Below are 22,113 nucleotides of genomic sequence, written 5' to 3' on the forward strand. Positions count from 1 at the left end.
TGAGACCGGAAACTCAGCAGCAAAAGCTGACTTCGTTTTCCGCACCTTTGGGGTGACTAGAAAGAACAATACGTGCATTCTGAGTGCCCCACCAACACGATGCGCATCCCGGGCGTGTCGCTCGAATAGGGGCCTGCGTGGAGCCGTGTTTTTACCGGCGACTCCCCGGCTGTGCATCAAGATAGTGGGGTGCCCAGTTTCACCACGAGAGCCGCGCGACTCGACGACGCTAAAGAGCTTGCCGCTGTGCATACGCAGTCTTGGCAGGAGAGTTATACCGGCCTCTTCCCCATTCAGGCCTGGAGCCTCGAAGCCCGTGTTCGGCGGGAAGCCCTGTGGAACCAAATACTCACCGATCACGACACCACCTCGGTTGTCGCCGAAGTAGACGGCGCCATCGTTGGCCTCGCACACGCTGAACACCATCGCGACGAGCCGGACTTGCCTGCCGAGGAGCTCAAGATGATTTACGTCTTGGCTAGCGCTCACGGCACTGGCGCCGGCCAAGCATTGATCGACGCCGCGCTCGGCGGTGCCCCGGCAAGCGTGTGGGTACTCGAGCAGAACCCACGCGCCCGCGCTTTTTACGCCAAGAACCGTTTCATGCGCGATGGGATGGTGCGGGAGATGGACTTCAATCCGAACATCCGGGAACTTCGACTTATTCGTCGTTAGGTATTCGCGGCGCGTGGCGCGCGAGCATCCGCGGCACGACATCCACTGTTCAAGCACCGCCGGTAGACGCGTGTGCCCAATAATCATATTATTGAACTATCACGGGTGTAGAGCTGCAGTCGCCGCTTCGCCTCTGCTTCGACACAAGGGATAACGATGACTTGGATGGTGACCGGCGGTGCCGGCTATATCGGCGCACACGTGGTGCGCGCGCTCATCGACGCGGGAATGAAGACCGTGATTGTGGATGACCTGTCGAGCGGATTCCAGAAGTTCGTCCCCGAGGGCGTGCCACTCGTGCAGTCCAGCATCCTCGACAAAACAGCGCTCATCGACGCGATGAAAAAGCATGACGTCACTGGAGTCATCCATGTGGCCGGCTTCAAATATGCGGGCGTCTCCGTCGACCGCCCCCTTCACACTTACTCCCAGAACGTGACCGGAACGCTTGCTCTGCTCGAAGCTATGGTCGAATGCGACGTCGATCAGATCGTGTTCTCCTCCAGCGCCGCCGTGTTCGGAACCCCGGATGTGGATGTGGTGACCGAGGCCACGGCGAAAGCCCCCCTCTCCCCTTATGGAGAGTCGAAGCTCATCGGAGAATGGCTATTGCGCGACCAAGAAGTCGCTACCGGCCTTCGCCACACCTCACTTCGCTACTTCAACGTTGTTGGATCTGGGGATGCCGCGGTCTACGACACGAGCCCCCACAACCTTTTCCCGCTCGTGTTCGAAGCGCTCGTTGCCGGCAAGACGCCGCGGATCAATGGCAACGACTACCCGACCCCCGATGGAACGAACGTGCGTGACTATGTTCACGTCGCCGATATCGCTGCCGCCCACGTTGCCGCAGCTCGTCGCCTCGAGGCGCACGACAGCATCGAACCTGCGTACAACTTGGGAAGCGGCGACGGACTCTCCGTCGCCGAAATCATGACGGCCGTGGCATCCGTGACCGGAATCGACTTCACCCCCGAGATCGCGCCGCGCCGCGCTGGAGACCCGCCCCGCATTGTGGCCACTGGCGAACTTGCCGCGCGCGACCTCGATTGGAAGATGCGTCACACCGCCGAAGAAATGGTTCGCAGCGCTTGGGAAGCCCGCCTGCGTGCCGAAGAGGGAGCCTCAGAATGACGACAAAAATTACGAAGCGCCCAACGACCCTGAACGACGGTCGCGAGCTCATTTACTTCGATGACGCCGACACCACTCTCGGCGACGAGCGCTCGGTCGATAGCCGCACTCTCGACCCTCGCCCCGCGACGGCGACCATGCGCCAAGACATCCTTACCGGCGAATGGGTTTCGATTGCGGCCGCGCGCCAAAACCGTGTTTTTCTGCCGCCAGCCGATCAAGATCCGCTGGCGCCGCAAACGGCGAGCAACCCCTCTGAGGTTCCCGCGCTCTACGACGTCGCGGTGTTCGAGAACCGTTCACCCTCTTTTGGTCCGGCACTTGCCGGAAGCGAGAATGCTCCCGACGGTCTCGAGGACTTGGCAGAACTCGGACTCGGGCGCACCCGCAGTTCAATCGGACGCTGCGAAGTCGTGTGCTTCAGCCCCGACCACGAAGGGTCGTTCGGTACGCAAACCGAAAGTCGCGCCCGCACTGTGATCGAAGCTTGGGCCGACCGCACCGAAGCGCTTTCTGCACTCGACGGCGTTCAGCAGGTGTTCCCGTTCGAGAACCGCGGCGAAGCAATCGGCGTCACGTTGCTTCATCCACACGGCCAGATTTACTCGTACCCATACATCACGCCCAAAACCCAGCGCACGCTCGATTCGATCCAGCGCACGTCGCCCACGATGTTTCAGGACATCCTCGACTTCGAACGAGCCGGCGATCGCGTCGTCTTGAGCGGAGAGCACTGGACCGCATTCGTGCCCTTCGCAGCCCGCTGGCCGATCGAGATCCACATGATGCCGCACCGGCAGGTGCCGGACTTCGCCGCAACATCCGAAGCTGAGCGCCACGAACTCGCGAGTCTGTACCTGAAACTGCTTCGCGGAGTCGACGCCATTTACGACTCCCCTACCCCCTACATTGCGGCGTGGCATCAAGCTCCCGTCAACCGAGCGCGGGATACCTTCCGCCTGCACCTGCAATTGACTTCGCCGCGACGCGCGGCAGACAAACTCAAATACCTTGCCGGATCTGAGTCGGCGATGGGCGCGTGGATCGCCGACGTCACCCCAGAAGCTGCAGCCGACAACATCCGAAAGGCCATCGAACGAGCATGAGCAAAACCATTGACGAACTAACCGCACGCTTTACCGAGTTCATGGGCCACGCGCCCGAAGGCGTCTGGTCTGCCCCCGGTCGCGTGAACCTCATCGGTGAGCACACTGACTACAACGAAGGCTTCGTGCTGCCGTTCGCGATCGATCGCAGAACGCGGGCTGCTGTCGGGCTGCGGACTGATGGTGTAATCCGCGTGACGAGCACCTTTGACCACACCGCCGTTGAGTTTCCGCTCGCAGGTCTGGAGGCCGCACGCACCGCCGGCGAGATCGTGGGCTGGAGCGCGTACCCGCTCGGGGTCGCCTGGGCGCTCGGCCAGCACGGCGCTGACCTGAGCAGCGTGACCGGCGTGGATATCCTGATCGACTCCACTGTTCCCGTGGGTGCGGGGCTCTCATCATCCGCTGCCATTGAAAGTTCGGTTGCGTTAGCACTCAACGACCTCTGGAACCTCGATTTCACGCGCGAAAAGCTCGCCAAAGTTGGTCAGCTCGCCGAAAATGAGGTCGTCGGAGCCCCGACTGGAATCATGGATCAATCAGCGTCGCTTCTTGGTGCTGCCGACGCCGCGGTGTTCCTCGATTGTCGTTCGCTCGAAGCCCAGGTCGTGCCGCTCGGGCTGGCGAAGGCTGGGCTGAGTATCCTCGTGATGGATACGCGCGTATCGCACTCGCACGCTACTGGCGGCTACTCTGAGCGTCGCGCCGCGTGCGAAGCGGGAGCTGCAGCAATGGGGACTTCCTCTCTACGCGACGTCAGCGTCGGCGATCTAGACCGCGCGCGCGAACTGCTCGACGACGTCACCTTCCGCCGGGTGCGCCACGTCGTTACCGAAAACCAGCGGGTGCTCGACACCGTGCGTGTTCTGGGCGCTGAAGGACCACTCGCCATCGGCGCGCTCCTCGACGCTTCTCACGTATCGATGCGCGACGACTTTGAGATTTCGATTCCCGAACTTGACCTCGCTGTCGAAACGGCACGCGACAACGGAGCGATTGGCGCCCGGATGACCGGCGGCGGCTTCGGCGGAGCAGCTATCGCGCTCGTGCCGCACGCCCTGGTGCCCGCGGTAGAGGCTGCTGTGGTCGCAGCATTCGCCGCTGCCGGGTACGGCGAGCCGGTCACCTTCACAGTGACGCCGTCACAGGGCGCTCAACGAATGGGCGACTCAGCGGTGGGATAGGAGCGAGTCACAGAGAGACTCGGCGTGATGCTCCTGCTGACAGGGTGCCCCTGTTGGCAGGAGTACTCTCACAACGCGACAACGACCGGTGGTGGAGATGGGGGGAATTGAACCCCCGTCCACTGCTGTAATTCCATGCCTTCTACGGGTGTATCTTGTGCAGACGTTCTACTCGGCTCTGACCTTTGCCACAAGCACCTAGGTCAACGAGCCCAGCCAGAGTTTAAGTCCCACGTAGCCCTCAGGCGTAACTACGCAGCAATCTCTCTAAATTGCGCCAGGATCCGAGTAGAGAGCATTCCCGGTCTGACGGACTTCTTTAGTGCGCTCGCTTAGGCAGCGAGGGCGAAGTCAGTGCGCTTTGAATTGGCACTTATAGTTTGCAGTCATCGTTAACGAGATAAGGCTGCATTCTCGACCCGCTTCTCACAGTTTTGCAGGCAATGTCGAAACCGATCATCCCCCTGTGTGGGTCGTTGTCGCGCTGTGGAGTTATCAATACTGCTCACGAATGCGCAGCCCTCAATGATAGGTCAGAAACCTGAGACAAACCAGCCCGTTGCGCACAAGCGCAGCGAGAAGCGACGGGAAAGGCCGTTGTATGGCCACGGCGAACGCTGCCAGCGAACGCACCACCCACATCCAGTCGGCGAGAACTAGGTTGGGAGGATGAGCGAATCAACCACAGCTAACCCCGCCAAAGTAACCATGTATGGAGCAGACTGGTGCCGCGATTGCCGCCGCTCCGAGGCGCTTCTCAACTCGCTCGACATCGAGTGGGAAAAGGTTGACGTCGAAAAAGACCCGACGGCTGCCGATCGCGCACACGCCATCAGCGGTCGCCTCAACATCCCTGTCGTGCACTTCACTGACGGAACCTTCCAGGTCGAGCCGAGCGATAACGACTTGAAGACGAAGCTGGCAGAGCTCGGCGCTATCTAGCGATGCCTCTTGTCATCACCGTTCGAGGTGAGCATGAGTCGTGGCACCCTGCCGAACGCGGCATCGTGCACCTTTCGGTGGCCATTGATGGCCCCGACCGGAGTGAAGTGTTCGACGCTGCCATGCAGTCGTCGGGCCGGGTTCATGCCCTTCTCACTCAGCTCGCCTCGAACGATGGTGCCGTCACGCGATGGTCGTCAGACACCGTTCGCGTGACCTCTCAGCGCCCGTGGAACAATGCCGGCGAGCAACTCCCCTTGGTGTACTCCGCCACGATCGGCTACATCGCGCGCTTTCGAGATTTTGAAGCGCTCGCGATGTTCATTGAGTACGTCAGCGCCGTTGACCACACTACGGTTGCGCTCGTTGAGTGGGAGCTCACCGACGAAGCCACTCGCGAAGCTCGCGCCGAAGCACGGCACCTTGCTGTCATCGACGCCTATACCAAGGCGCGGGAGTACGCCGAAAGCGTGGGACTTTCCGAAGTCACCACGACCGCGATCGCAGATCCCGGAATGCTTGCCGATGTTGGCCCCGGCTCCGGCTCCGAACATAGCGGCGGCGCAACGCAGGCTTCCGCTCGCATGATGGTCGCTCCCGCTGCAGGAGGCCCCCTGGCACTCAACCCGCAGAATATCTCGGTAGCGGCGAGCGTCGAAGCTCGCTTCCACGCCAGTTAGGGGCGTGCGCCGGAGAACGAGAAGGCTCTCGCTACTCCCCCATGTTCTTACGCGCGGCCATCGCACGATCTGATTCACGCTTATCTTGACGCTCGCGAAGCGTCTGGCGCTTGTCGTACTCTCGCTTGCCCTTGGCAACAGCGAGTTCTACCTTGGCGCGGCCATCCAAGAAGTAAATGGATAGCGGCACGAGCGTGTAACCGCCCTGTTTGATCTTGTTATGGATCTTCAGAATCTGCTCTTTATGCAGCAACATTTTGCGCTTGCGACGCGGAGGGTGGTTAGTCCACGACGCCTGAAAGAACTCTGGAATGTGTACGGCATCCAGCCACGCTTCTGAATGGTCATCGATGAAGCCGTAGCCATCGATGAGACTCGCGCGCCCCAACCGCAAAGACTTGACCTCCGAGCCCGACAGCACAAGACCGGCCTCATAGGTGTCTTCGATGCTGTAATCGTGGCGGGCCTTGCGATTGCTGGCGACAACCTTCCGCTCACTTTCCTTGGGCATGGTTCACTTCTCTCTCAAATACGGGATGCCACGCAACCGCGGCGAATGCCAACAGTGCAGCAGACCAGTTTAGCGCGAGAGTGCCGCAGGGGCTACACCCTGAGGAAGCGGCTTATACCTTCAGGTAACGGCTGATGGCGACGCCCGCTGAGATTGCTGCCAACCCTGCACCCGCTGCTATGAGAATCGGCACTACCAATAGCGCCTCTTCCATTCCCAACAGGCTGGTGTTTAGAGGCAAGGTGCTGGCTAAGTAGCCGCGAACGAAGAACTGCACGATCGCTACGATGGCGCCACCGGCAAGAACAGAACCGATCAATGACGCGAACACCCCCTCGAGGATGAACGGTGTTTGGATGAACCGGTTCGACGCCCCCACAAGCCTCATGATTCCGAGCTCTCGCCGGCGAGAGAAAGCGCTGAGTCGAATGGTGGTGGCGATGAGCAATACGGCAGCGACGAGCATCAGCCCAGCGACCCCAATCGCGGTGTAACTGGCCGCGTTCAGAATGGCAAAAATGGGCTCGAGGTAGGCACGCTGATCTTCCACGCTCTCGACACCCGCCAATCCCGAGAGGCTCTCGATGAGCACGTCAGCCTGTTCTGGGTCAACAAGGTTTACGCGGAAGCTTTCATTCAAGGACTCCGGCGTGATGATGCCTTCGAAGGTCGTGTCGGCGAACTGTTCTTTGAAGTTTTCGTAGGCCTGCTCGTGAGTCTCGAACTCTACTTCGTTGATGTACGGCGCGAGCGTCGGAGAATCGAGCTGCTGCTTGACCGCGGCAATTTGATCTTCCGTAGCTTCGGCCAAGGTGCAGTTGCCTGTGGTGTCGATATCGGTGCACATGTACACCGCGACTTGCGCCCGGTCGTACCAGTACCCCTTCATCTGACCGATCTGCATCTGTAAAAGAATGGATGCGCCGACAAAAGTCAGCGAAATGAAGGTCACCAGAACAACAGAGACCACCATCGAGAGGTTGCGACGAAGACCGCTTCCGACCTCTCCGAGAATCAGACCGAGCCTCATGCGTCGAGCCCCTCACCGGTCGTCGACGACTGCGCGGCCGGTCGCTGCAGCGGAGCCTGTGTTGCCGTTGCCGACGATGACGCGCTGGCCATGGAATGCGGCATTCGCCGCTGGGTCGGAACCGTCTGCGTCTGGTAGCCGCCCTGAAGCTCGTCGCGCACGATTTGACCGCCGATGAGCTCAATTACACGGCGCTTCATCTGGTCAACGATGCCGGCATCGTGGGTCGCCATCAGCACGGTGGTGCCGCCCAGGTTGATCCGCTCGAGAAGCGTCATGATGCCCGCTGAAGTAGCGGGGTCAAGGTTTCCTGTTGGCTCATCGGCAAGCATGATGGCGGGCTTATTGACGACCGCACGGGCGATCGCCACGCGCTGCTGCTCACCACCCGAAAGTTCGTGAGGGAAGCGATTCGACTTGCCGGCGAGACCGACCATTTTCAGAGCATCCGGAACAGCCTCTTGGATGAAGCCCCGGCTCTTGCCAATTACTTGCAGAGTGAAAGCAACATTGTCGAAGACCGTCTTGTTCGGCAGCAGTCGGAAGTCTTGGAAGACGACGCCCAAATTGCGGCGGAAGTACGGCACTTTGCGACTCGACAGAGTGTTCAAGTGTTGGCCAAGCACGTGGATAGAACCCTTCGAGGGGTTCTCCTCTTTGAGGATCAAGCGCAGAAAACTCGACTTACCTGAGCCCGACGCGCCAACAAGAAACACGAACTCGCCCTTGAGGATCTCAAGGTCAACAGAGCTCAGCGCCGGTCGTGTCGTGCCCGGATACGACTTCGAAACAGAATCAAAACGAATCATTTGGAGCCAGCCTAAGGAGCGGTGCCCCAGAACGCGGCAGCGACGCACCGCACACCCGTACTCACAGGGTGGCCCAGTTCAGGGCACAGCTGACGAGCGCGATCGGTTATTCGATGACGCGTTTGCGCCATTTGATTCCCGCCGAGATGAAGCCATCGAGATCGCCATCGAAGACATTCGACGGATTGTTGACCTCGTAGTCGGTACGGAGATCCTTCACCATTTGGTAGGGCGCCAACACGTAGCTGCGCATCTGGTCGCCCCAGCTCGCGGTGATGACACCGGCGATTTCCTTCTTCGTGGCAGCCTCTTGCTCACGCTGCAAGAGAAGCAACCGCGACTGCAACACACGCATTGCAGCGGCACGGTTTTGAATTTGGCTCTTCTCGTTCTGGCAGCTCACCACAATGCCCGTGGACAAATGCGTAATGCGTACCGCAGAGTCCGTGGTGTTAACCGACTGACCACCGGGACCGGAAGAACGGAAAACATCAACTCGGATGTCGTTCTCGGGAACTTCGACAACATCCGTCGTCTCAATGAGGGGAACCACCTCGACCGCCGCAAAGCTGGTCTGGCGCTTGCCCGCCGAGTTGAAGGGGCTCATACGCACGAGACGATGCGTGCCGGCTTCGACGCTGAGGGTTCCGAACGCGAACGGGGCATCGACCTCGAAGGTTGCCGACTTGATACCCGCTTCTTCGGCGTAGCTCGTGTCGAGCACGCGCGTCGGGTAAGAATGCTGCTCGGCGTAGCGCAGGTACATGCGAAAGAGCATGTCGGCGAAGTCGGCGGCGTCGACGCCTCCGGCTCCGGCTCGAATAGTGATGACGGCGGGCCGCTGGTCAAACTCGCCATTCAAGAGAGTCTGTACCTCGAGGTCGCCGAGAGTCTTGCGGATGCCAGCGAGCTCAGTACGAGCATCCGCCGCAGCCTGCTCATCACTTTCTTCGTTCGCCAGCTCGACCATGATCTCGAGGTCGTCAAGGCGGTTGGAGATGGAGTTGATTTTGGCGAGTTCGGCTTGGCGGTGGCTGAGGTCACTCGTGACCTTTTGCGCCTTGTCGGTGTCATCCCACAGATCGGGGGCACCGGCTGCTTCGCTCAAGCGCGCAATCTCCGACTCGAGCCGGTCGGGGTCGACCACCTGGCGGATATCCTCAAAAGTGGAACGCAAGCCTGCGATGTCGTCAGAAAAGTCCAGTTCATCCATGTCACTCACCAGACTACCCGCGAAGACTGCGCGGCACACGGTTCCCCGGGTGCGAGCGATGCTCGGAGATGCTCGCTCACACCCTACGATTGAGGGCGATGAGCACTACAGAACAACCTTTCAGCTGGCGTTCGATCGGCCTGCCCGTTCTTTTGCCGACACTGCTGTTCTCTATCGGTGAAGGCGCGATTATTCCGCTGATTCCGATTGCCGCCGATAACCTCGGAGCCACTCTCGCGATCGCCGGTTTGGTCGCAGCAGTGCTGACGATTGGCGAACTGTTCGGCAATATTCCGAGCGGATGGCTCATCTCCCGCGTCGGCGAACGCCCGGCCATGATCGGCGCGAGTGCTCTCTCGATCATCGGAGTCGTAATCGCGATTCTCTCGCCCAATCCCGTGGCGCTCGGCTTCGGAGTGCTGCTGCTCGGCCTCGCCGCCGCAGTGTTCGCACTGGCGCGGCACGCCTTTTTGACGAGCTTCGTTCCGGTTGCTTACCGCGCTCGTGCGCTCTCTACGCTGGGCGGAACCTTCCGCCTCGGCGTCTTCATCGGTCCCTTTATTTCGGCCGGAGTCATCCATCTCACTGGCACAGTCTTTGCCGCATTCTGGATTCATGTCGTCGCCGCTATCGCCGCCGCGGCTGTGCTGCTCTTACTGCCGGACCCCGCGACGACCTTTGGCGCCGTGCACACCACGCGCGTCAATAACCGCACGCTGCGGGATGGGGAGGCGCTCGTCGAAAAGGAATCGCACGGTCTCTTCGCTACCGTTCATCGCAACCGCGCGCTGCTCTCCCGCCTCGGGCTTGGCGCCGCCGTGATCGGGGCAATGCGCGCGAGTCGTCAAGTCATCTTGCCGCTCTGGGCCGTGAGCATCGGCTTGGCCGACACCAACACCGCCATCATCATCGGCATCGCTGGCGCTGTGGATTTCGCTCTGTTCTATACCGGCGGTCAGATCATGGACCGATTCGGGCGCCTCTGGACAGCGGTGCCCTCGCTCGTCGGGCTCGGACTCGGCCACCTCGTGCTCTCCGTGACTCACGACGTGAGTGCGAACACCGCGTGGTTCATCTTCGCCGCGATGTTCCTGTCGCTCGCGAACGGCCTCGGTAGCGGAATTCTGATGACGCTCGGCGCAGACCTCGCTCCCCCGACTAACCCAGCTCCGTTCTTGGGCGCCTGGCGCTTCACGGGCGGCGTTGGTCAGGCAGCATCGCCGCTGCTGATCGCGGGTCTCACGGCAGTCGCGTCGATCTCGGTCGCGGCCGGAGCGATTGGGATTCTGGGACTCGTGGGCGCCGGCATCATGCTGCGCTACGTTCCCCGCTACATCCAGAAGCCTCAACGGTAGCGGGTATGCCCGGCATCCCCGCCAGCAACCTCATCGCGTTCGTGCTGGTGGCACTCCCGATCATTCTGATCCCCGGTCCGAGCGTGCTGTTTCTCATCGGACGATCGCTCTCGCTGGGAAAAATGGGCGGCATTATCAGCTCGCTGGGCAACGCCACCGGCGGCGTCGTGCTCGTGTTCGCTGTTGCCTTTGGCGTCGGCACCGTTATAGCCCAGTCAGTGATCGCCTTCACGATCGTCAAATACTTGGGCGCCGCCTACCTGATCTATTTGGGCGTGCAAGCTATTCGCCACCGTAAGGATCACACCGCTACGGATGCCGCGGCTCCCCACGTGCGTTCGCGCTGGCGGATCTTCAGCCAAGGGTTCGTCGTCGGCATCACCAACCCGAAAGCGACCGTGTTCTTCGTGGCGGTGTTGCCGCAGTTCGTGAGTTTCGGAGCCGGCAATGTGCAATTGCAGTTGCTCGTGTTGGGGCTTCTCTTCATGGCGATAGCCGTGGTGACGGACACCTCGTGGGCCGTCGCGGCCGGATTTGCTCGCGATTGGTTCGCACGCTCCCCACAGCGAATCACCACCCTCAGCGCGATCGGCGGTGGAGCCCTCATCGCGCTGGGAGTGGGATCACTCTTCATTCCGCACGCTAGCGAATAGCGGCGATAGCCTCAGAAATCTGTGTCGGGCCGTTGGTGAATTCGATGGTCTGACCGATGGTGTTGTCGGCATCGATGACGTCGGCGAGCACGTGCGCGACGTTCTCTCGGCTGGTGTTCTCGTCGTTCGCATCCTCGCCGAGGCCGATCGTGCCCGACGCGGGCTCGCTCGAGAGCGAACCGGGACCGACGATTGTGTAGTGCAGCGGGCCCTTACGAAGGTGCTCATCCGCCTCTGCTTTCGCCTCGGCATAGGCGAAGAAGTCGTTGTCCTCGGGAACGCCGTGGTCGAGGCCGGCACCCTTGTAAGAAACCATGACGTACCGCATAACTCCAGCGTGCGCTGCTGCATCCATGGTTCGGATCGCCGCATCGCGGTCGACCGAATAGGTACGCTCGGGGCTACCGCCGCCGGCGCCCGCTGAGAAGACAACCGCATCGTGACCGGTGAAAATTTCGGACAATTCTTCGGCGCTCAGCTGCTCAACATCGGCGATGACCGGCATTGCACCGGTGGCACTGATGTCGGCCTCTTGCTCTGGCTTGCGGATGAGTGAGTGCACGTGGTGTCCGCGTGAGGTGAGAAGCTCGGCCAGGCTCAGGGCGATCTTGCCGTGGCCCCCAACAATAGCGACACGTTTCATAGCTAACTCCTTTGCTTCGATGGTGCATCCGCAGGGATGCACCGACAACGCTACGGAGCCAAGCTCACTGTTGGCTGGACGGGGTGTGGGCGCGCGCTGGATGCCTGCGGTTCGTTAACTGCCTGCTCCCAGAGAGCTCGTAGCGCGACGTTACGCTGCTCGCCCTCGGTCCTCCGCTAGATAATTGCGGTACCGAGACTAGCTTCAGCGATGACATCGAGCATGAGCGCGCCCGAAGCAGCCGCATCCATGGCCGAAATGATGCGACTGGTTCCTTCGCCAATGAGAAAGCTTGAGGCTCCCTCTTCCGTCTCGTCTCCATCGGGGCGGATAGCGATGCTCCCCGTCGGTGACACCTCGAAGAGCTCAGGGTGAGTGATGGCAAGCACGAGCAGCGGGTCATGCGGGACGTTCCATGTTTCAGACCACATCGTTCGCCACTGCTCGATGTCGGCAAGAAGCGCCTGAGCCAGCGCCCCTTTGTCAGCGAGGTGCGCGACCTGGTTCTGGTCGATCTTGACAAGTTGCGTCATCTCGAGCCCGATCACCGTCGACGGCACGGAACTGGCGAAAACCTCGGTTGCAGCTACAACATCGCTCCGGAAATTGTGCTCATTCTGCGTATTCGAGAAATCGCCGCCCATGACCCACAGGTGGTTTATCCGGGCAGCCGCCTCCGGAAAGTCGCGGAGCAGGACCGCGACATTCGTTAGAGGACCCACCGCCACGATGTCGAGCGGTTCCGGCTCGTTGAGCAAGCGCGCCATCAGCTCAACGCCGCTCGACTGGTCGACTTCTTCCTGCTCGAGATCCGCGTGCAAAGTGCCCTCGTGCCCGGCCCACCACACGGGCTTACCCGATAGCGTGTTCTGCTCTCCGGCGGCGACCCGGATGCGGCGTCCGGCGAGCCGCGCGTAGCGCTGAGCCAGACGTGCTCGAAGCAGCGTGTCGCCGTACACGGTAGTCACCGCGACGAGATCGAGTTGTGAACTGCCGAGGATGACCGCCAATGCCATCGCGTCATCCACGTCTGTGCCGATGTCGGTGTCGAGAATGACCCTAGTAGGGCGGGGTGTGTGGGTACGAGAGTCTGAGGTCACTTGATTCCTGTGGTGGAGACGGACTGGATGAAGTAGCGCTGCATCGAAACGATGATGATGAGCGGAATGATCGTCAAGATGACGGCGCCGGCAAAAAGGACACCGTAGTCGATCGAGAACTGCCCCTTGAGATTGGCAAGAGCAACCGGCCCCAGAATATGGTCCTGATCTGTGCCGATGAGCAAGGGCCATACATACGACTGCCATTGAAACAAAAACAGCGTGAGTCCGGCGCCGAAGAGGGCTGGGGCTGATAACGGGAGGTAGATACGGGAAAAAATGCCCCACCATCCCAATCCATCCAGTCTCCCGGCTTCGACGAGCTCGGTTGGAACAGCGAGAAAGAACTGGCGAATCAGGAAAATCGCGAGCCCGTTGCCGAGCCCTGGCAAGATCAGCCCCGTGAAGGTGTTAGCCAGTCCCCAGTCACGAAATAAATTGGCCAGCGGAATAGCGATGGCGTCAAATGGAACGAGGAAGCTGAGCACCACGATTGCGAACACAGCGCCACTACCTTTAAACGGGATCGCTGCCAGAGCAAACGCGCACGCTGCACAGATAAGAACGCCGAGTACGACAGTGACGGCGCTCACTCCGATGGAGTTGAGGACCGCACGACCGAACGTGCCGCTGAAAAGCTCTACGTAGTTGCTGAGGATCGGCGACTCCGGCACGAAAGTGAACCACTGGATCGGGTCGATGTATTTGAATATTTCCGCGCCGGGACGAAACGAGTTGGTGATCGTCCATATAAGGGGCAGCGCAAATGCCAGCCCCACAACGGCGGAGAGAGTGATGATCGCCATGTTGCTAGCGCGACGCCGGAAGTGGACGGGACGTCGGCGCAAAGGCGTACGGAGTGCACTGGTCACTAGCTAGGAATCCTCTCGCAATAGTCGGAACTGAATGGCGACGACAACAACAGTGATGAGAACCAAAATGACGACTTCGGCTTGAGCTGTATTGATGTCGTTCGTTGTGTAGGCCCTCGTGAAGATGTCGTACATCAGCAGGTTGGTGCTCCCGTCGGGGCCGCCACGCGTAAGGATCTGAACCGGAGCGAACACAAGAAAATTGGACACAGTATCCGCAACCAGCACGAACGCCAACGGCCGCCGCAACAACGGCAGCGTGATGGAGAAAAAGGTGCGCCAAAAGCCCGAGCCGTCGAGAGCTGCCGCTTCGTAATAATCCTGCGGAATGTCATTGATACCGGCGATGAGGAACATCATCCAGTACCCCACCCCGACCCAGGACAGAAGCACGATGAGCGAGAACAGTGCTTGATCAGACGACGTGAGGAACGGCTGCTCGGGGATTCCTACGAGTCGCAGCAAGGAGTTTCCGATGCCGTCGGGGCGGTAGATCACACTCCAGATCACCGCAGCAACAGCGGGAGGGGCCGCAATAGGGACCACGACGAGCGTTCGCCAGAATTTCGATCCCGCACTAGCCCGGGAATACAAGACCGCGAGCAGGAGCGCCGAGGCGACTTGCACGGGGTTCACGATGAGCGCGAACAACAGCGTAACGCCCAGAGAGTTCAAGAATCCCGAACTCTGGAACATCGCGACGTAGTTGTCGAACCCGACGAAGCTAGTGCCACCTAAAAGAGTCGAGCGTTGCAAGCTTTCGAACATTGCCGCGGCTGCAGGCAGCAAGCGCAGCACGATAAGCGCAACGAGTGCCGGCGCCATAAAGAGCACGGCTGCGAGCAAGTTGCGGTTGCGAATCCGACGACCCGCAGGCCGGCGCGAAGGCGCCGACCTGCGGACACTGTGTAACGTCATTACTGAAGCTTCGCGAACGCTTCTTCGAGTTCCTGCGTAGCTTGCGCCAAGCGGGATTCCACGTCGGAACCGTTCCGGATGTCTGCGAAAGCAGTGTTCATTACTTCTTCAAACTGAACGAAGCCAACGGTGCTCGGTCGAGCCACAGCGGTGTTCGCCATCTCGTAAGTGACGAGATCCGCAACACCCGCGCTCTTGTCGCCGGCAGTGGCGTCGAACCCTTTGAGGTATTCAGCTGCTGCGGATACGTTCGACGGAATTACGGTGAGCGCTTCAGTCGTCGCGAGGTTTCCCTCAGCGTTGAGAGATGCGAACTCAACAAACTCTTGCGCTGCATCTTGGTTCTTTGAGAACGGGCTTACTCCCCATGACCAGGAACCAGTTGCTGTGACAGGCTCACCGTTTTCGAAGTAAGGCAGAGGAGCAATGCCCCAGTCGAACTCGGCCGAACCGGCGAAGATTCCGACGTCCCATGGTCCGCCGACGAAAAACGCGACGTTTCCGTTCGAGAACACGGGGCCGGTGTCAAAGCCACCAACTCCGCGAGGCGAGAGTCCACTTTCGAACGTGTCGGCGTACCAGGTCATGGCGTCGACCCAGCCATCGTTTTCGATGTTTGGCGTCAAGTTATCGGAACCGGTGAGTCCCGAGCCTCCCCCGAGCGATTCGGTGAGCTGCTGCATTTCGTAATAGAGCTCAACCTGCTCGAAGAGGAAACCGTAGTCGATTCCGGCCTTCTCCTGTGCAGTTGCCCCAGCGGCTTCGATCTCTTCCCAGGTCCAGCGAGCTGCGGGGTCGATCGACGGCGCTTCGATGCCCGCTTCATCGAGCACATCAGCGTTATAGAAGAGCATCTGTGTCGAGGTCCACACGGGCAGGGCCCACATTTTGTCGTTGTAGAAGTTCACGCCGTACTGATCGGGGGCGACGGCTGCTTCAGCGTCGTCCTTCAATTCGGTGAGGTCGACGAGGAAACCTTGAGCCGCTAGTTGTGACACGCGCGGCTGATCGACCGTGTACACGTCGATTCCGTCGTCTTCAGCGCCGAGGCGCTGCTGGATAGTGCTATTGAACTGGTCTTGAGGAACCTGTGTGTACTCGATACTGATGCCGGGGTGGGTTTCTTCAAATGCTTCGATCACAGGTACGAACGTTTCGGGATTTTCTGGTCCCAAAAACTGAACGGTCGTATCTCCGGATGCCGTTGTCGCCTCGCTCGCGCAGCCCGTTAGCACTAATGCCAACGACGCCGCACTCGCGGCAAGAATCATTCTTGCGCTCATGGTGGTGCCTTTCCTTCTCTTGGTGGTTCCTGATAACTAGTGGTGGATAGTGGATGCTCGGCGCACGATTTCATGCGGATACCGCTCATGAACGGGCTGTGCAGGTGGGTCGAGCAAAATCTGAAGAGCGCGATCGATTAGAAGGTCGATGGGCTGGCGCACGGTAGTCAGAGGCGGAGTTGTGTACAAGGCATCGTCACTGTCGTCGAAGGAAATCACGCTCAGTTCTCTCGGCACCGCTACCCCGAGCTCTCCGCAGGCACGCAACAGGCCAACGGCTTGTTGGTCGCTTGAGACGAACATCGCAGTCGGTGCGTTTTCACGATCTTCGAGAAATTCGAACGCGACCTCGTAGCCCGCCTGGCGGGAAAATTCGACTCGGCGAGACCTGTCAGCATTCATCCCGGCGTTATCGAGCGCTGCTTTCCAGCCCTCGAATCGCGAGTCCGCGGAGGGGAGTCCCGGGTTACCCCCGATGAATCCGATTGAACTATGCCCTTCAGCGATGAGTGACGTAGTGGCGTCGAAAGCAGCTTGAAAGTTGTCTACTGAGACGGACGACAGTGCGGCATCCAGCTCGGCAGAGCGCTCGTCAAGGAGCACAACGGGGATACCCGCCTCAATTAGTGTTGCTGCTCGGTCTTCGGGGTCGATAGTGAGGATCACGCCATCGACTTGGTGTTCGCGAAATAGCTCGAAGTATTCGCGTTCTCTCACCGGGTCAGCAAGAGTGTTGCCGATGAGTACGACATAGCCGAGGTCGTACGTCGAGCGTTCGATGCGCCGAGAGATATCCGCGAAAAATGGATGTGAGCTATCCGGCACGATGAGCCCGAGGATTTTGCTCTTACGCGAGCGAAGCGTGCGTCCGGCGCTATTGATGCGGTAACCGAGTTCGTCTACGGCGCGGAGTACCTTTTCGCGAGTCTCAGCTGAGACAGGGCGCGGACCGTTATTGAGGACATAGCTGACGACCGCCGCAGAGGTTCCTGCGTGCCGCGCGACGTCTTGCATAGTCGTCATGGTGAAACCGTTCTAATGGATTAGACGAATCGATTAGAACGGACTCTAGCAACGCGAAGCTAAGCCGCGCAACTAACGAGAAATGCTGATTTCTCGGCGCTTAGATGACGCTCTCGGCGAGGCAAGCTGCCCGAAGCTACGAAAAGATCGAGCGCGCGTTCGCACTCACTTCGATGCGCACGCCTTCGGGGACCAGCAGCGAGATGAATGGTGGCCGCCAATAGGCCGAGAGCGACACAGTCGCGCCGGAGCCGTCGGCGCTCGTGGCTTCGTCGACACTGAGTCGCTCGAACTCAGAAGTCGGGGCCGCGCTCACGTATTCTGCGACGGCATTGGCCACCTTTTCGGGCTCCAGTTGGGGGCGAAAGCCCTGCGGCGTACGAATGACATCGTCGAGGTCGTAGGACTCTGCCCCAACAAGAGCCGCGCCATCGGCAAGAGTGAACAGACGCTTGCGCTCGAGATAAAGCGACGTGGCCGCCACCACCAGAAAGATGAGAACGAGCGAAAGAAACCCATAGAAGATGGTCAGCACGAGCGCCGAACCGTCCTCATCGCGCAGGCGTCGCGAAGTGCCCACTAGCGTGACCCCGCAAACTGCGACACTTGCTGGGTAGCCGCGGCATCCAGCGGCACTTGGAGCGGAAAGTTGCCGGAGAGCACGGGCGGGGCCAGCGGAAGATCAACCGCGATCGCAACCTGCACGGTAACGAGGCTTCTGCGAGCGAGGCAATCTGAGGGGTCAGGCGTACATGTGATCGTCACCGCGGCATTGGCGGCATCGACACCGTGATTATCGAGCGCGAACTGCACGGCACTCGATGCCGCAGCATTCGCTTGCTCCACAGAGTCGGACTGAACGAAGACGCGCGCGGCTTGACGCGCCGCACCCTCCGCAGCGAGCGCCCCGGCTTGAATCGACGCCATCGTGAGCACGAGGTACACGAGCGGCACCAGCATCACCAAGCCCACCGTGATGAACTCAAGCGAAGCCGAGCCGCGTTCGCTAGCGAACCTGTTCGATAGCCGCATGGGCTGACACCTCCAGCCCGTTCTTGATACCGACCAAACCGATAAGCGGCAGCGGAGCGTTGACGGTGATGACGACAGCGGGCTGCCCGAGGTGCGTCGTGGTCGCAGCGCTGACATTCGACGCATAGCCGGGAGATAGAGCCGTAGAGATGAGGTCACGAGTACGAATCACGCCATCACCCAACGAGGTGTCGGCAAGGGAGGCATAGCGAGCGCCCTCCGCCGCGGCATCCAGAACCGTGTTTCGGATGTGGAGGGCAAGAGCGAGTTGAATAACGCTGAGCGTCAGTACCGTCAGCAGCGCTGAGACGAGGACGAACTCGACTACGGCAGAGCCAGACTGATCGGCGCGAAGCTGATGAGAACGCTCACGCCACCGACGCACACGTTCGCGCCACCGCGCTGACATTAGAAACCGGTGACGCGATCAATAGCCTGTTCGAAAACCGAGCTGAGTGCTGGGCCAGCAAGGCCCCAGATGATGATGACCAAACCTGCGGTCATCAATGTAATCAGCACCCAGCCCGGCACGTCTCCTCGTTCTGACGTGAGCGTTCGGGTGCCTCGGGTAAGCCCGCTCTTCAGAAGCAATTGAGTTGATTTCACTCTGCAATCATTGAGCGAAACACAAATGGGCGTGGAGACTTTCCACAGCGAGGAAGCGGCCGACACTGTCTCGCGCCAGCCGCTCGCCATCCGCTACTCAGAAGTCGTGCCGTGCCTGCGCTTAGCCTCTTCCTCAGCCTGAAGCGCCTGCAGAGTCTCCACCTCGTCCTCAACGATCGCATCGGCCTGAGCGATGTTGTCGGGCGAACGGAGGCCGGTGTCGGCCAAAATGGCGTCTTCGGTGACCTGCGAAATTCCGCCACCGTTCTTCGCCGCTTTCTTACGGAGACGATCGAGAGCGGCCCGAAGCGGGTGGACGGTCTCGCGCAAGAGCGGCTCTTCAACCTCGAGGCCGTAGAAGGTACCGATCTGGTCAACGAACTGCGCACGTTGAGCTCGCTCGTAGGCTCGTCGTTCACGGCTGAACGCCGTGATTGTCGCGGCACACATCATGAGCATCACGACGCTGAACGGCAAGGCCGAAAGGATGGCCGCGGTTTGCAAAGTCTGGAGACCACCCGTGACCAAGAGTGCGATGGCCAAGAACGATGCCAGCAGAGCGAAGAAGACGCGGATGCGCTTCAGCGGTTCAGCCGAGCCACCTGTCGCGATCATTGACATCACGAGCGCGCCCGAGTCTGCCGAGGTGACGAAGAAGATGCCGATCAGGAGGATGGCACCGAATGTGAGAGCGGTACCGGCCGGGAGACCGGCCAGCAGATCGAAGAGCGCCGAGTCGGCATCCACCGATCCATCAGCGGCAACAAGGCCGCCCTGGCCGTAAAGCTCGCGGTAGATCGCATTGCCGCCGAGAACACTGAACCAGAGGAACGTGAGCACGGTGGGAACGAGCATGACGCCACCCACGAACTCGCGCACGGTACGGCCCTTGGACACACGGGCGATAAAGACGCCCACGAACGGGGCCCACGACATCCACCAGCCCCAGTAGAAGGTGGTCCAGCCAGCCTGCCACTGTTCGCCGGCTTCGCCAGCGTAGGCGCTGACATTGAAGCTCAGGCCGATAAAGCCCTGCAGATAGTTGCCGATTGACTGTACGAAGTCCCGGAAGAGGAACGCCGTCGGCCCGACGATGAGAAGGAAGATCAGGAGTGCAGCTGCTAGGAGCAGATTGGTCGTCGAGAGCCACTTCATGCCGCGACCGATGCCGGACACGAGCGACATGATGGTGAAGCCAACGATTACAACAATGACAGCGATCTGTGTGGTGAGGTTCGACTCAGCGATACCCGTCTTTTCGAGCCCAGCAGAAATCTGAAGAACACCGAGACCGAGAGACGTGGCAACACCGAATACCGTGCCGACAAGAGCGATTACGTCGATGAGGTTGCCCCAGCCACCACGAACTCGCTTGCCGAGCAGCGGCTCAAGCGTCCAGCGGATGGAGATGGGGCGACCGCGGCGGTGAATGGCATAGGCCAGCGCGAGGCCGACGACCACGTAGATGGCCCAGGCGTGCACACCCCAATGGAGGAACGTTTGGCTCATGGCCTGCTGAGCAAGCTCAATCTCGGTGCCGGTGACACCGGGACGAGGATTAGAGAAATGGCTAAGAGGCTCGGCGACGCCGTAGAAAACGAGACCGATACCCATGCCCGCAGCGAAGAGGAAGGAGATCCACGCGATCATGGAGAACTCGGGTTCGTCGTCGTCCTTGCCGAGCTTGATGTCGCCGTAGCGGCTGAACCCTAGGTACAGCGCAAAGGCAACAAAGAATGCCGCGATGAGCACGTAGTACCAGCTGAACGAGTTGATGACGCTCGACTGCAGGCTGTTGAATACTGCATTCGCCAGGTCTGGCGCGATGATCGAGAATGCGGTGATCGCGATGATGAGGCCGGCGGCCGGCCAAAACACCCAGGGGGCGAGCATCCGCGTTGCTGTTGGCCGGTTAGGCAATTCTGCCTCTGCAGGCATTGTTGATTCTGCGGTCATAAGATCTCCGATCGCGTGAAGTGCAAACTACCCAGAGTACAGGCCTTCCTCTGCGTCCTTGAAGCGTAATAGCAGACGGCAGCTGGCGATAGCCGTCGACCGTCCGGCGCGCGCGACTTCCTTATTGTTCAGAGTTGAAGCGGTAGCCGAGCTGCCAACGGGCGCTGTCGATGGTGTCAAGGATGGCGACGGTTTCGTCGAGCGAGTGGACTGGCGACTCGATGAGCCCCTGGCCGACGAACCCGGCGAGTGCCGTGGCCTGATAGCTGAGCCCGCGGTGACCGACAATGCCCGTTTCGTCTTTCCAGTGAATGGATTCGCCGTCGAAGCCCGGCTTCGAGAGCGTCAAGGAGGTCGGCGTGAAGAAGCCGTTACCCACTTGGAGTAGGGCATCGGTTCCCGCGACGGATGCCGTGATCGGTGTGCGCGCGAGCAGCGTGGTGTTGAGCTGGGCCTGAGCCGCGCCCGCGTAGCTGAGTGTAAGGAGGGATTGGGCATCCACCCCACTCTCGATGAGAGAACCGACGTTATGGATGGCGGTGGGCGCCCCCAAAATCTGCGATGCGAAGGCGACCGGGTAAATGCCGAGGTCGAGCAGGGCTCCTCCCCCGCTGTCGAGTGAGCGAACCCGGTGCCCCTCGGGTATGTGCTGGCCGTGGTCGGCGGTGACGAGGTGGATTTCACCGAAGGTGCCATCGGCAATGAGCTGGGTGATGATCGAGGTTTGGGGAAGGTAGCGAGTCCACATCGCTTCCATCGCGAACACCCCGGCGGCGCGGGCGGCGGCAACTATCTCGCGAGCTTCGGCCCCGGTCATCGCGAACGGCTTCTCGACCAGAATGTGCTTGCCCGCAGCAATCGACTGCAGCGCGAGATCGCGGTGCACGTGCTGTTGCGCGGCGATGTAGATCACGTCAACGTCAGGGTCGGCCAGCAACTCGGCATAGTCGCCGTAGGCCTTGTCGATGCCCCAGGTCTTCGCAAAGTCTTGGGCACGGTCGAGGCTGCGGGATGCCACAGCCACAAGTTTCTGTTCGGTGTGCGACTGCACCGCGGCGGCGAAGGTCGCGGCGATTCCACCGGGAGCCATGACGCCCCAGCGGAGGGCCGGTACGGAGTCGGCGGCAGGAATGATCGGGGCCGGGAACGTGGTGGGGAACACAAGCATCCTTCTCGTCGGGGTCGGCTGCGGCGGCGCAGGCCTCGACCAGTCTAGGAGCCTCGCCGAAGGCGGGGTGAACGTCTACTTGCTAGACCACTTTGGTCGCACGCTTCTGACCGCTGACGGCTCTCCCACCAGCACTTTTGAACGTTCGCGCTAGAGACGGCGACAAGGCTGAAACGCGGGCTTTCGCGCACGCTCAAAATTGACCATCAACCTGCTATCT

General features: G+C 60.4%; 24 protein-coding genes and 1 other RNA gene. 8 read left to right on the forward strand and 17 right to left on the reverse strand.

What is annotated here, in order from left to right:
- The first annotated feature begins 189 nt into the window (after positions 1-189).
- The 4 genes from I6E58_RS11410 to galK all read left to right on the forward strand — a co-directional run bounded on the left by I6E58_RS11410 (position 190) and on the right by galK (position 4,099).
- Complete coding sequence (locus I6E58_RS11410; protein ID WP_129073427.1) at positions 190-675, forward strand: GNAT family N-acetyltransferase; 486 nt, start codon at positions 190-192, stop codon at positions 673-675.
- A gap of 156 nt (positions 676-831) precedes the next feature.
- Positions 832-1,809 (forward strand): UDP-glucose 4-epimerase GalE, encoded by a 978-nt coding sequence (gene galE, locus I6E58_RS11415; protein WP_197133782.1) that lies wholly within the window; start codon positions 832-834, stop codon positions 1,807-1,809.
- Positions 1,806-2,915 carry a galactose-1-phosphate uridylyltransferase gene (galT, locus tag I6E58_RS11420; protein ID WP_197133784.1) on the forward strand — a complete coding sequence of 370 codons (1,110 nt, stop codon included), beginning with the start codon at positions 1,806-1,808 and terminating at the stop codon, positions 2,913-2,915. The genes galE and galT overlap by 4 nt, the downstream gene beginning before the upstream one ends.
- Complete coding sequence (gene galK, locus I6E58_RS11425; protein ID WP_197133786.1) at positions 2,912-4,099, forward strand: galactokinase; 1,188 nt, start codon at positions 2,912-2,914, stop codon at positions 4,097-4,099. Before galT ends, galK begins: the two co-directional genes overlap by 4 nt.
- An 89-nt stretch (positions 4,100-4,188) precedes the next feature.
- Here the strand turns inward: galK and ssrA are convergent.
- Positions 4,189-4,563: a transfer-messenger RNA gene (ssrA, locus tag I6E58_RS11430) on the reverse strand.
- Positions 4,564-4,768: 205 nt separating this feature from the next.
- On the opposite strand from ssrA, the gene I6E58_RS11435 reads away from it, so the two are divergent.
- Both I6E58_RS11435 and I6E58_RS11440 read left to right on the forward strand, forming a co-directional pair.
- Positions 4,769-5,041: a glutaredoxin domain-containing protein gene (locus tag I6E58_RS11435; RefSeq protein WP_197133789.1), complete on the forward strand. Its 273-nt coding sequence runs from the start codon at positions 4,769-4,771 to the stop codon at positions 5,039-5,041.
- Between the two features lie 2 nt (positions 5,042-5,043).
- Complete coding sequence (locus tag I6E58_RS11440) at positions 5,044-5,721, forward strand: SIMPL domain-containing protein (RefSeq protein ID WP_197133791.1); 678 nt, start codon at positions 5,044-5,046, stop codon at positions 5,719-5,721.
- Positions 5,722-5,752: 31 nt separating this feature from the next.
- On the opposite strand, the gene smpB is transcribed toward I6E58_RS11440, so the two are convergent.
- From smpB to prfB, 4 genes are all read right to left on the reverse strand, one after another.
- Positions 5,753-6,232 (reverse strand): SsrA-binding protein SmpB, encoded by a 480-nt coding sequence (gene smpB, locus I6E58_RS11445; RefSeq protein WP_129073421.1) that lies wholly within the window; start codon positions 6,230-6,232, stop codon positions 5,753-5,755.
- 112 nt (positions 6,233-6,344) lie between these two features.
- Entirely contained in the window at positions 6,345-7,262 is a 918-nt protein-coding gene (gene ftsX, locus I6E58_RS11450) for a permease-like cell division protein FtsX (RefSeq protein ID WP_197133793.1), read from the reverse strand.
- The gene (ftsE, locus tag I6E58_RS11455; RefSeq protein WP_197133795.1) at positions 7,259-8,071 is read right to left on the reverse strand and encodes a cell division ATP-binding protein FtsE; all 813 of its coding nucleotides are present in this window, start codon (positions 8,069-8,071) and stop codon (positions 7,259-7,261) included. Before ftsE ends, ftsX begins: the two co-directional genes overlap by 4 nt.
- Positions 8,072-8,177: 106 nt before the next feature.
- Complete coding sequence (gene prfB / locus I6E58_RS11460) at positions 8,178-9,284, reverse strand: peptide chain release factor 2 (RefSeq protein ID WP_197133798.1); 1,107 nt, start codon at positions 9,282-9,284, stop codon at positions 8,178-8,180.
- A 98-nt stretch (positions 9,285-9,382) separates the two neighbouring features.
- Here prfB and I6E58_RS11465 point away from each other — a divergent pair, with 98 nt between their 5' ends.
- Together I6E58_RS11465 and I6E58_RS11470 are read left to right on the forward strand one after the other, a co-directional pair.
- Entirely contained in the window at positions 9,383-10,639 is a 1,257-nt protein-coding gene (locus I6E58_RS11465; protein ID WP_197133800.1) for an MFS transporter, read from the forward strand.
- Positions 10,640-10,644: 5 nt separating this feature from the next.
- Entirely contained in the window at positions 10,645-11,292 is a 648-nt protein-coding gene (locus I6E58_RS11470; RefSeq protein WP_197133802.1) for a LysE family translocator, read from the forward strand.
- Here the strand turns inward: I6E58_RS11470 and I6E58_RS11475 are convergent.
- The 12 genes from I6E58_RS11475 to I6E58_RS11530 form a co-directional block, all read right to left on the reverse strand.
- Positions 11,282-11,935: an SDR family oxidoreductase gene (locus tag I6E58_RS11475; RefSeq protein ID WP_197133804.1), complete on the reverse strand. Its 654-nt coding sequence runs from the start codon at positions 11,933-11,935 to the stop codon at positions 11,282-11,284. The two genes, I6E58_RS11470 and I6E58_RS11475, sit on opposite strands and share 11 nt — an antisense overlap.
- Before the next feature lie 176 nt (positions 11,936-12,111).
- Positions 12,112-13,035, reverse strand: coding sequence for a nucleoside hydrolase (locus I6E58_RS11480; RefSeq protein WP_197133806.1), 924 nt, complete (start codon positions 13,033-13,035; stop codon positions 12,112-12,114).
- Positions 13,032-13,907 carry a carbohydrate ABC transporter permease gene (locus tag I6E58_RS11485; RefSeq protein ID WP_197133808.1) on the reverse strand — a complete coding sequence of 292 codons (876 nt, stop codon included), beginning with the start codon at positions 13,905-13,907 and terminating at the stop codon, positions 13,032-13,034. The genes I6E58_RS11480 and I6E58_RS11485 overlap by 4 nt, the downstream gene beginning before the upstream one ends.
- A gap of 3 nt (positions 13,908-13,910) precedes the next feature.
- Positions 13,911-14,825, reverse strand: a complete 915-nt coding sequence (locus I6E58_RS11490) for a carbohydrate ABC transporter permease (protein WP_197133810.1) — start codon at positions 14,823-14,825, stop codon at positions 13,911-13,913.
- Entirely contained in the window at positions 14,825-16,108 is a 1,284-nt protein-coding gene (locus I6E58_RS11495) for an ABC transporter substrate-binding protein (protein ID WP_197133812.1), read from the reverse strand. The genes I6E58_RS11490 and I6E58_RS11495 overlap by 1 nt, the downstream gene beginning before the upstream one ends.
- 36 nt (positions 16,109-16,144) lie before the next feature.
- The gene (locus I6E58_RS11500) at positions 16,145-17,131 is read right to left on the reverse strand and encodes a LacI family DNA-binding transcriptional regulator (protein WP_197133814.1); all 987 of its coding nucleotides are present in this window, start codon (positions 17,129-17,131) and stop codon (positions 16,145-16,147) included.
- Positions 17,132-17,267: 136 nt separating this feature from the next.
- The gene (locus I6E58_RS11505) at positions 17,268-17,711 is read right to left on the reverse strand and encodes a Tad domain-containing protein (RefSeq protein WP_197133816.1); all 444 of its coding nucleotides are present in this window, start codon (positions 17,709-17,711) and stop codon (positions 17,268-17,270) included.
- Positions 17,711-18,163: a hypothetical protein gene (locus I6E58_RS11510; RefSeq protein WP_197133818.1), complete on the reverse strand. Its 453-nt coding sequence runs from the start codon at positions 18,161-18,163 to the stop codon at positions 17,711-17,713. Before I6E58_RS11510 ends, I6E58_RS11505 begins: the two co-directional genes overlap by 1 nt.
- Positions 18,138-18,572, reverse strand: a complete 435-nt coding sequence (locus tag I6E58_RS11515; RefSeq protein ID WP_197133819.1) for a TadE/TadG family type IV pilus assembly protein — start codon at positions 18,570-18,572, stop codon at positions 18,138-18,140. The genes I6E58_RS11510 and I6E58_RS11515 overlap by 26 nt, the downstream gene beginning before the upstream one ends.
- On the reverse strand, positions 18,572-18,754 hold the full coding sequence (locus I6E58_RS11520) for a hypothetical protein (RefSeq protein WP_231595638.1): 183 nt from the start codon (positions 18,752-18,754) through the stop codon (positions 18,572-18,574). The genes I6E58_RS11515 and I6E58_RS11520 overlap by 1 nt, the downstream gene beginning before the upstream one ends.
- Positions 18,755-18,862: 108 nt before the next feature.
- A complete protein-coding gene (locus I6E58_RS11525) occupies positions 18,863-20,725 on the reverse strand; it encodes a BCCT family transporter (RefSeq protein WP_197133820.1) in 1,863 nt (620 codons plus the stop codon).
- Between the two features lie 121 nt (positions 20,726-20,846).
- Positions 20,847-21,893, reverse strand: a complete 1,047-nt coding sequence (locus I6E58_RS11530) for a Gfo/Idh/MocA family protein (protein WP_197133821.1) — start codon at positions 21,891-21,893, stop codon at positions 20,847-20,849.
- Between the last annotated feature and the right edge of the window lie 220 nt (positions 21,894-22,113).

The organism is Salinibacterium sp. SWN1162, assembly GCF_015864675.1.
Lineage (GTDB): Bacteria > Actinomycetota > Actinomycetes > Actinomycetales > Microbacteriaceae > Rhodoglobus.

What these genes read in the sequence shown, in the direction of transcription:
- galE (WP_197133782.1), top strand. Translation starts at nt 832, where the DNA reads ATGACTTGGATGGTGACCGGCGGTGCCGGCTATATCGGCGCACACGTG.
- galT (WP_197133784.1), top strand. Translation starts at nt 1,806, where the DNA reads ATGACGACAAAAATTACGAAGCGCCCAACGACCCTGAACGACGGTCGC.
- galK (WP_197133786.1), top strand. Translation starts at nt 2,912, where the DNA reads ATGAGCAAAACCATTGACGAACTAACCGCACGCTTTACCGAGTTCATG.
- I6E58_RS11435 (WP_197133789.1), top strand. Translation starts at nt 4,769, where the DNA reads ATGAGCGAATCAACCACAGCTAACCCCGCCAAAGTAACCATGTATGGA.
- I6E58_RS11440 (WP_197133791.1), top strand. Translation starts at nt 5,044, where the DNA reads ATGCCTCTTGTCATCACCGTTCGAGGTGAGCATGAGTCGTGGCACCCT.
- smpB (WP_129073421.1), bottom strand. Translation starts at nt 6,232, where the DNA reads ATGCCCAAGGAAAGTGAGCGGAAGGTTGTCGCCAGCAATCGCAAGGCC.
- ftsX (WP_197133793.1), bottom strand. Translation starts at nt 7,262, where the DNA reads ATGAGGCTCGGTCTGATTCTCGGAGAGGTCGGAAGCGGTCTTCGTCGC.
- ftsE (WP_197133795.1), bottom strand. Translation starts at nt 8,071, where the DNA reads ATGATTCGTTTTGATTCTGTTTCGAAGTCGTATCCGGGCACGACACGA.
- prfB (WP_197133798.1), bottom strand. Translation starts at nt 9,284, where the DNA reads ATGGATGAACTGGACTTTTCTGACGACATCGCAGGCTTGCGTTCCACT.
- I6E58_RS11465 (WP_197133800.1), top strand. Translation starts at nt 9,383, where the DNA reads ATGAGCACTACAGAACAACCTTTCAGCTGGCGTTCGATCGGCCTGCCC.
- I6E58_RS11470 (WP_197133802.1), top strand. Translation starts at nt 10,645, where the DNA reads ATGCCCGGCATCCCCGCCAGCAACCTCATCGCGTTCGTGCTGGTGGCA.
- I6E58_RS11475 (WP_197133804.1), bottom strand. Translation starts at nt 11,935, where the DNA reads ATGAAACGTGTCGCTATTGTTGGGGGCCACGGCAAGATCGCCCTGAGC.
- I6E58_RS11490 (WP_197133810.1), bottom strand. Translation starts at nt 14,825, where the DNA reads ATGACGTTACACAGTGTCCGCAGGTCGGCGCCTTCGCGCCGGCCTGCG.
- I6E58_RS11495 (WP_197133812.1), bottom strand. Translation starts at nt 16,108, where the DNA reads ATGAGCGCAAGAATGATTCTTGCCGCGAGTGCGGCGTCGTTGGCATTA.
- I6E58_RS11500 (WP_197133814.1), bottom strand. Translation starts at nt 17,131, where the DNA reads ATGACGACTATGCAAGACGTCGCGCGGCACGCAGGAACCTCTGCGGCG.
- I6E58_RS11510 (WP_197133818.1), bottom strand. Translation starts at nt 18,163, where the DNA reads ATGCGGCTATCGAACAGGTTCGCTAGCGAACGCGGCTCGGCTTCGCTT.
- I6E58_RS11515 (WP_197133819.1), bottom strand. Translation starts at nt 18,572, where the DNA reads ATGTCAGCGCGGTGGCGCGAACGTGTGCGTCGGTGGCGTGAGCGTTCT.
- I6E58_RS11525 (WP_197133820.1), bottom strand. Translation starts at nt 20,725, where the DNA reads ATGACCGCAGAATCAACAATGCCTGCAGAGGCAGAATTGCCTAACCGG.
- I6E58_RS11530 (WP_197133821.1), bottom strand. Translation starts at nt 21,893, where the DNA reads ATGCTTGTGTTCCCCACCACGTTCCCGGCCCCGATCATTCCTGCCGCC.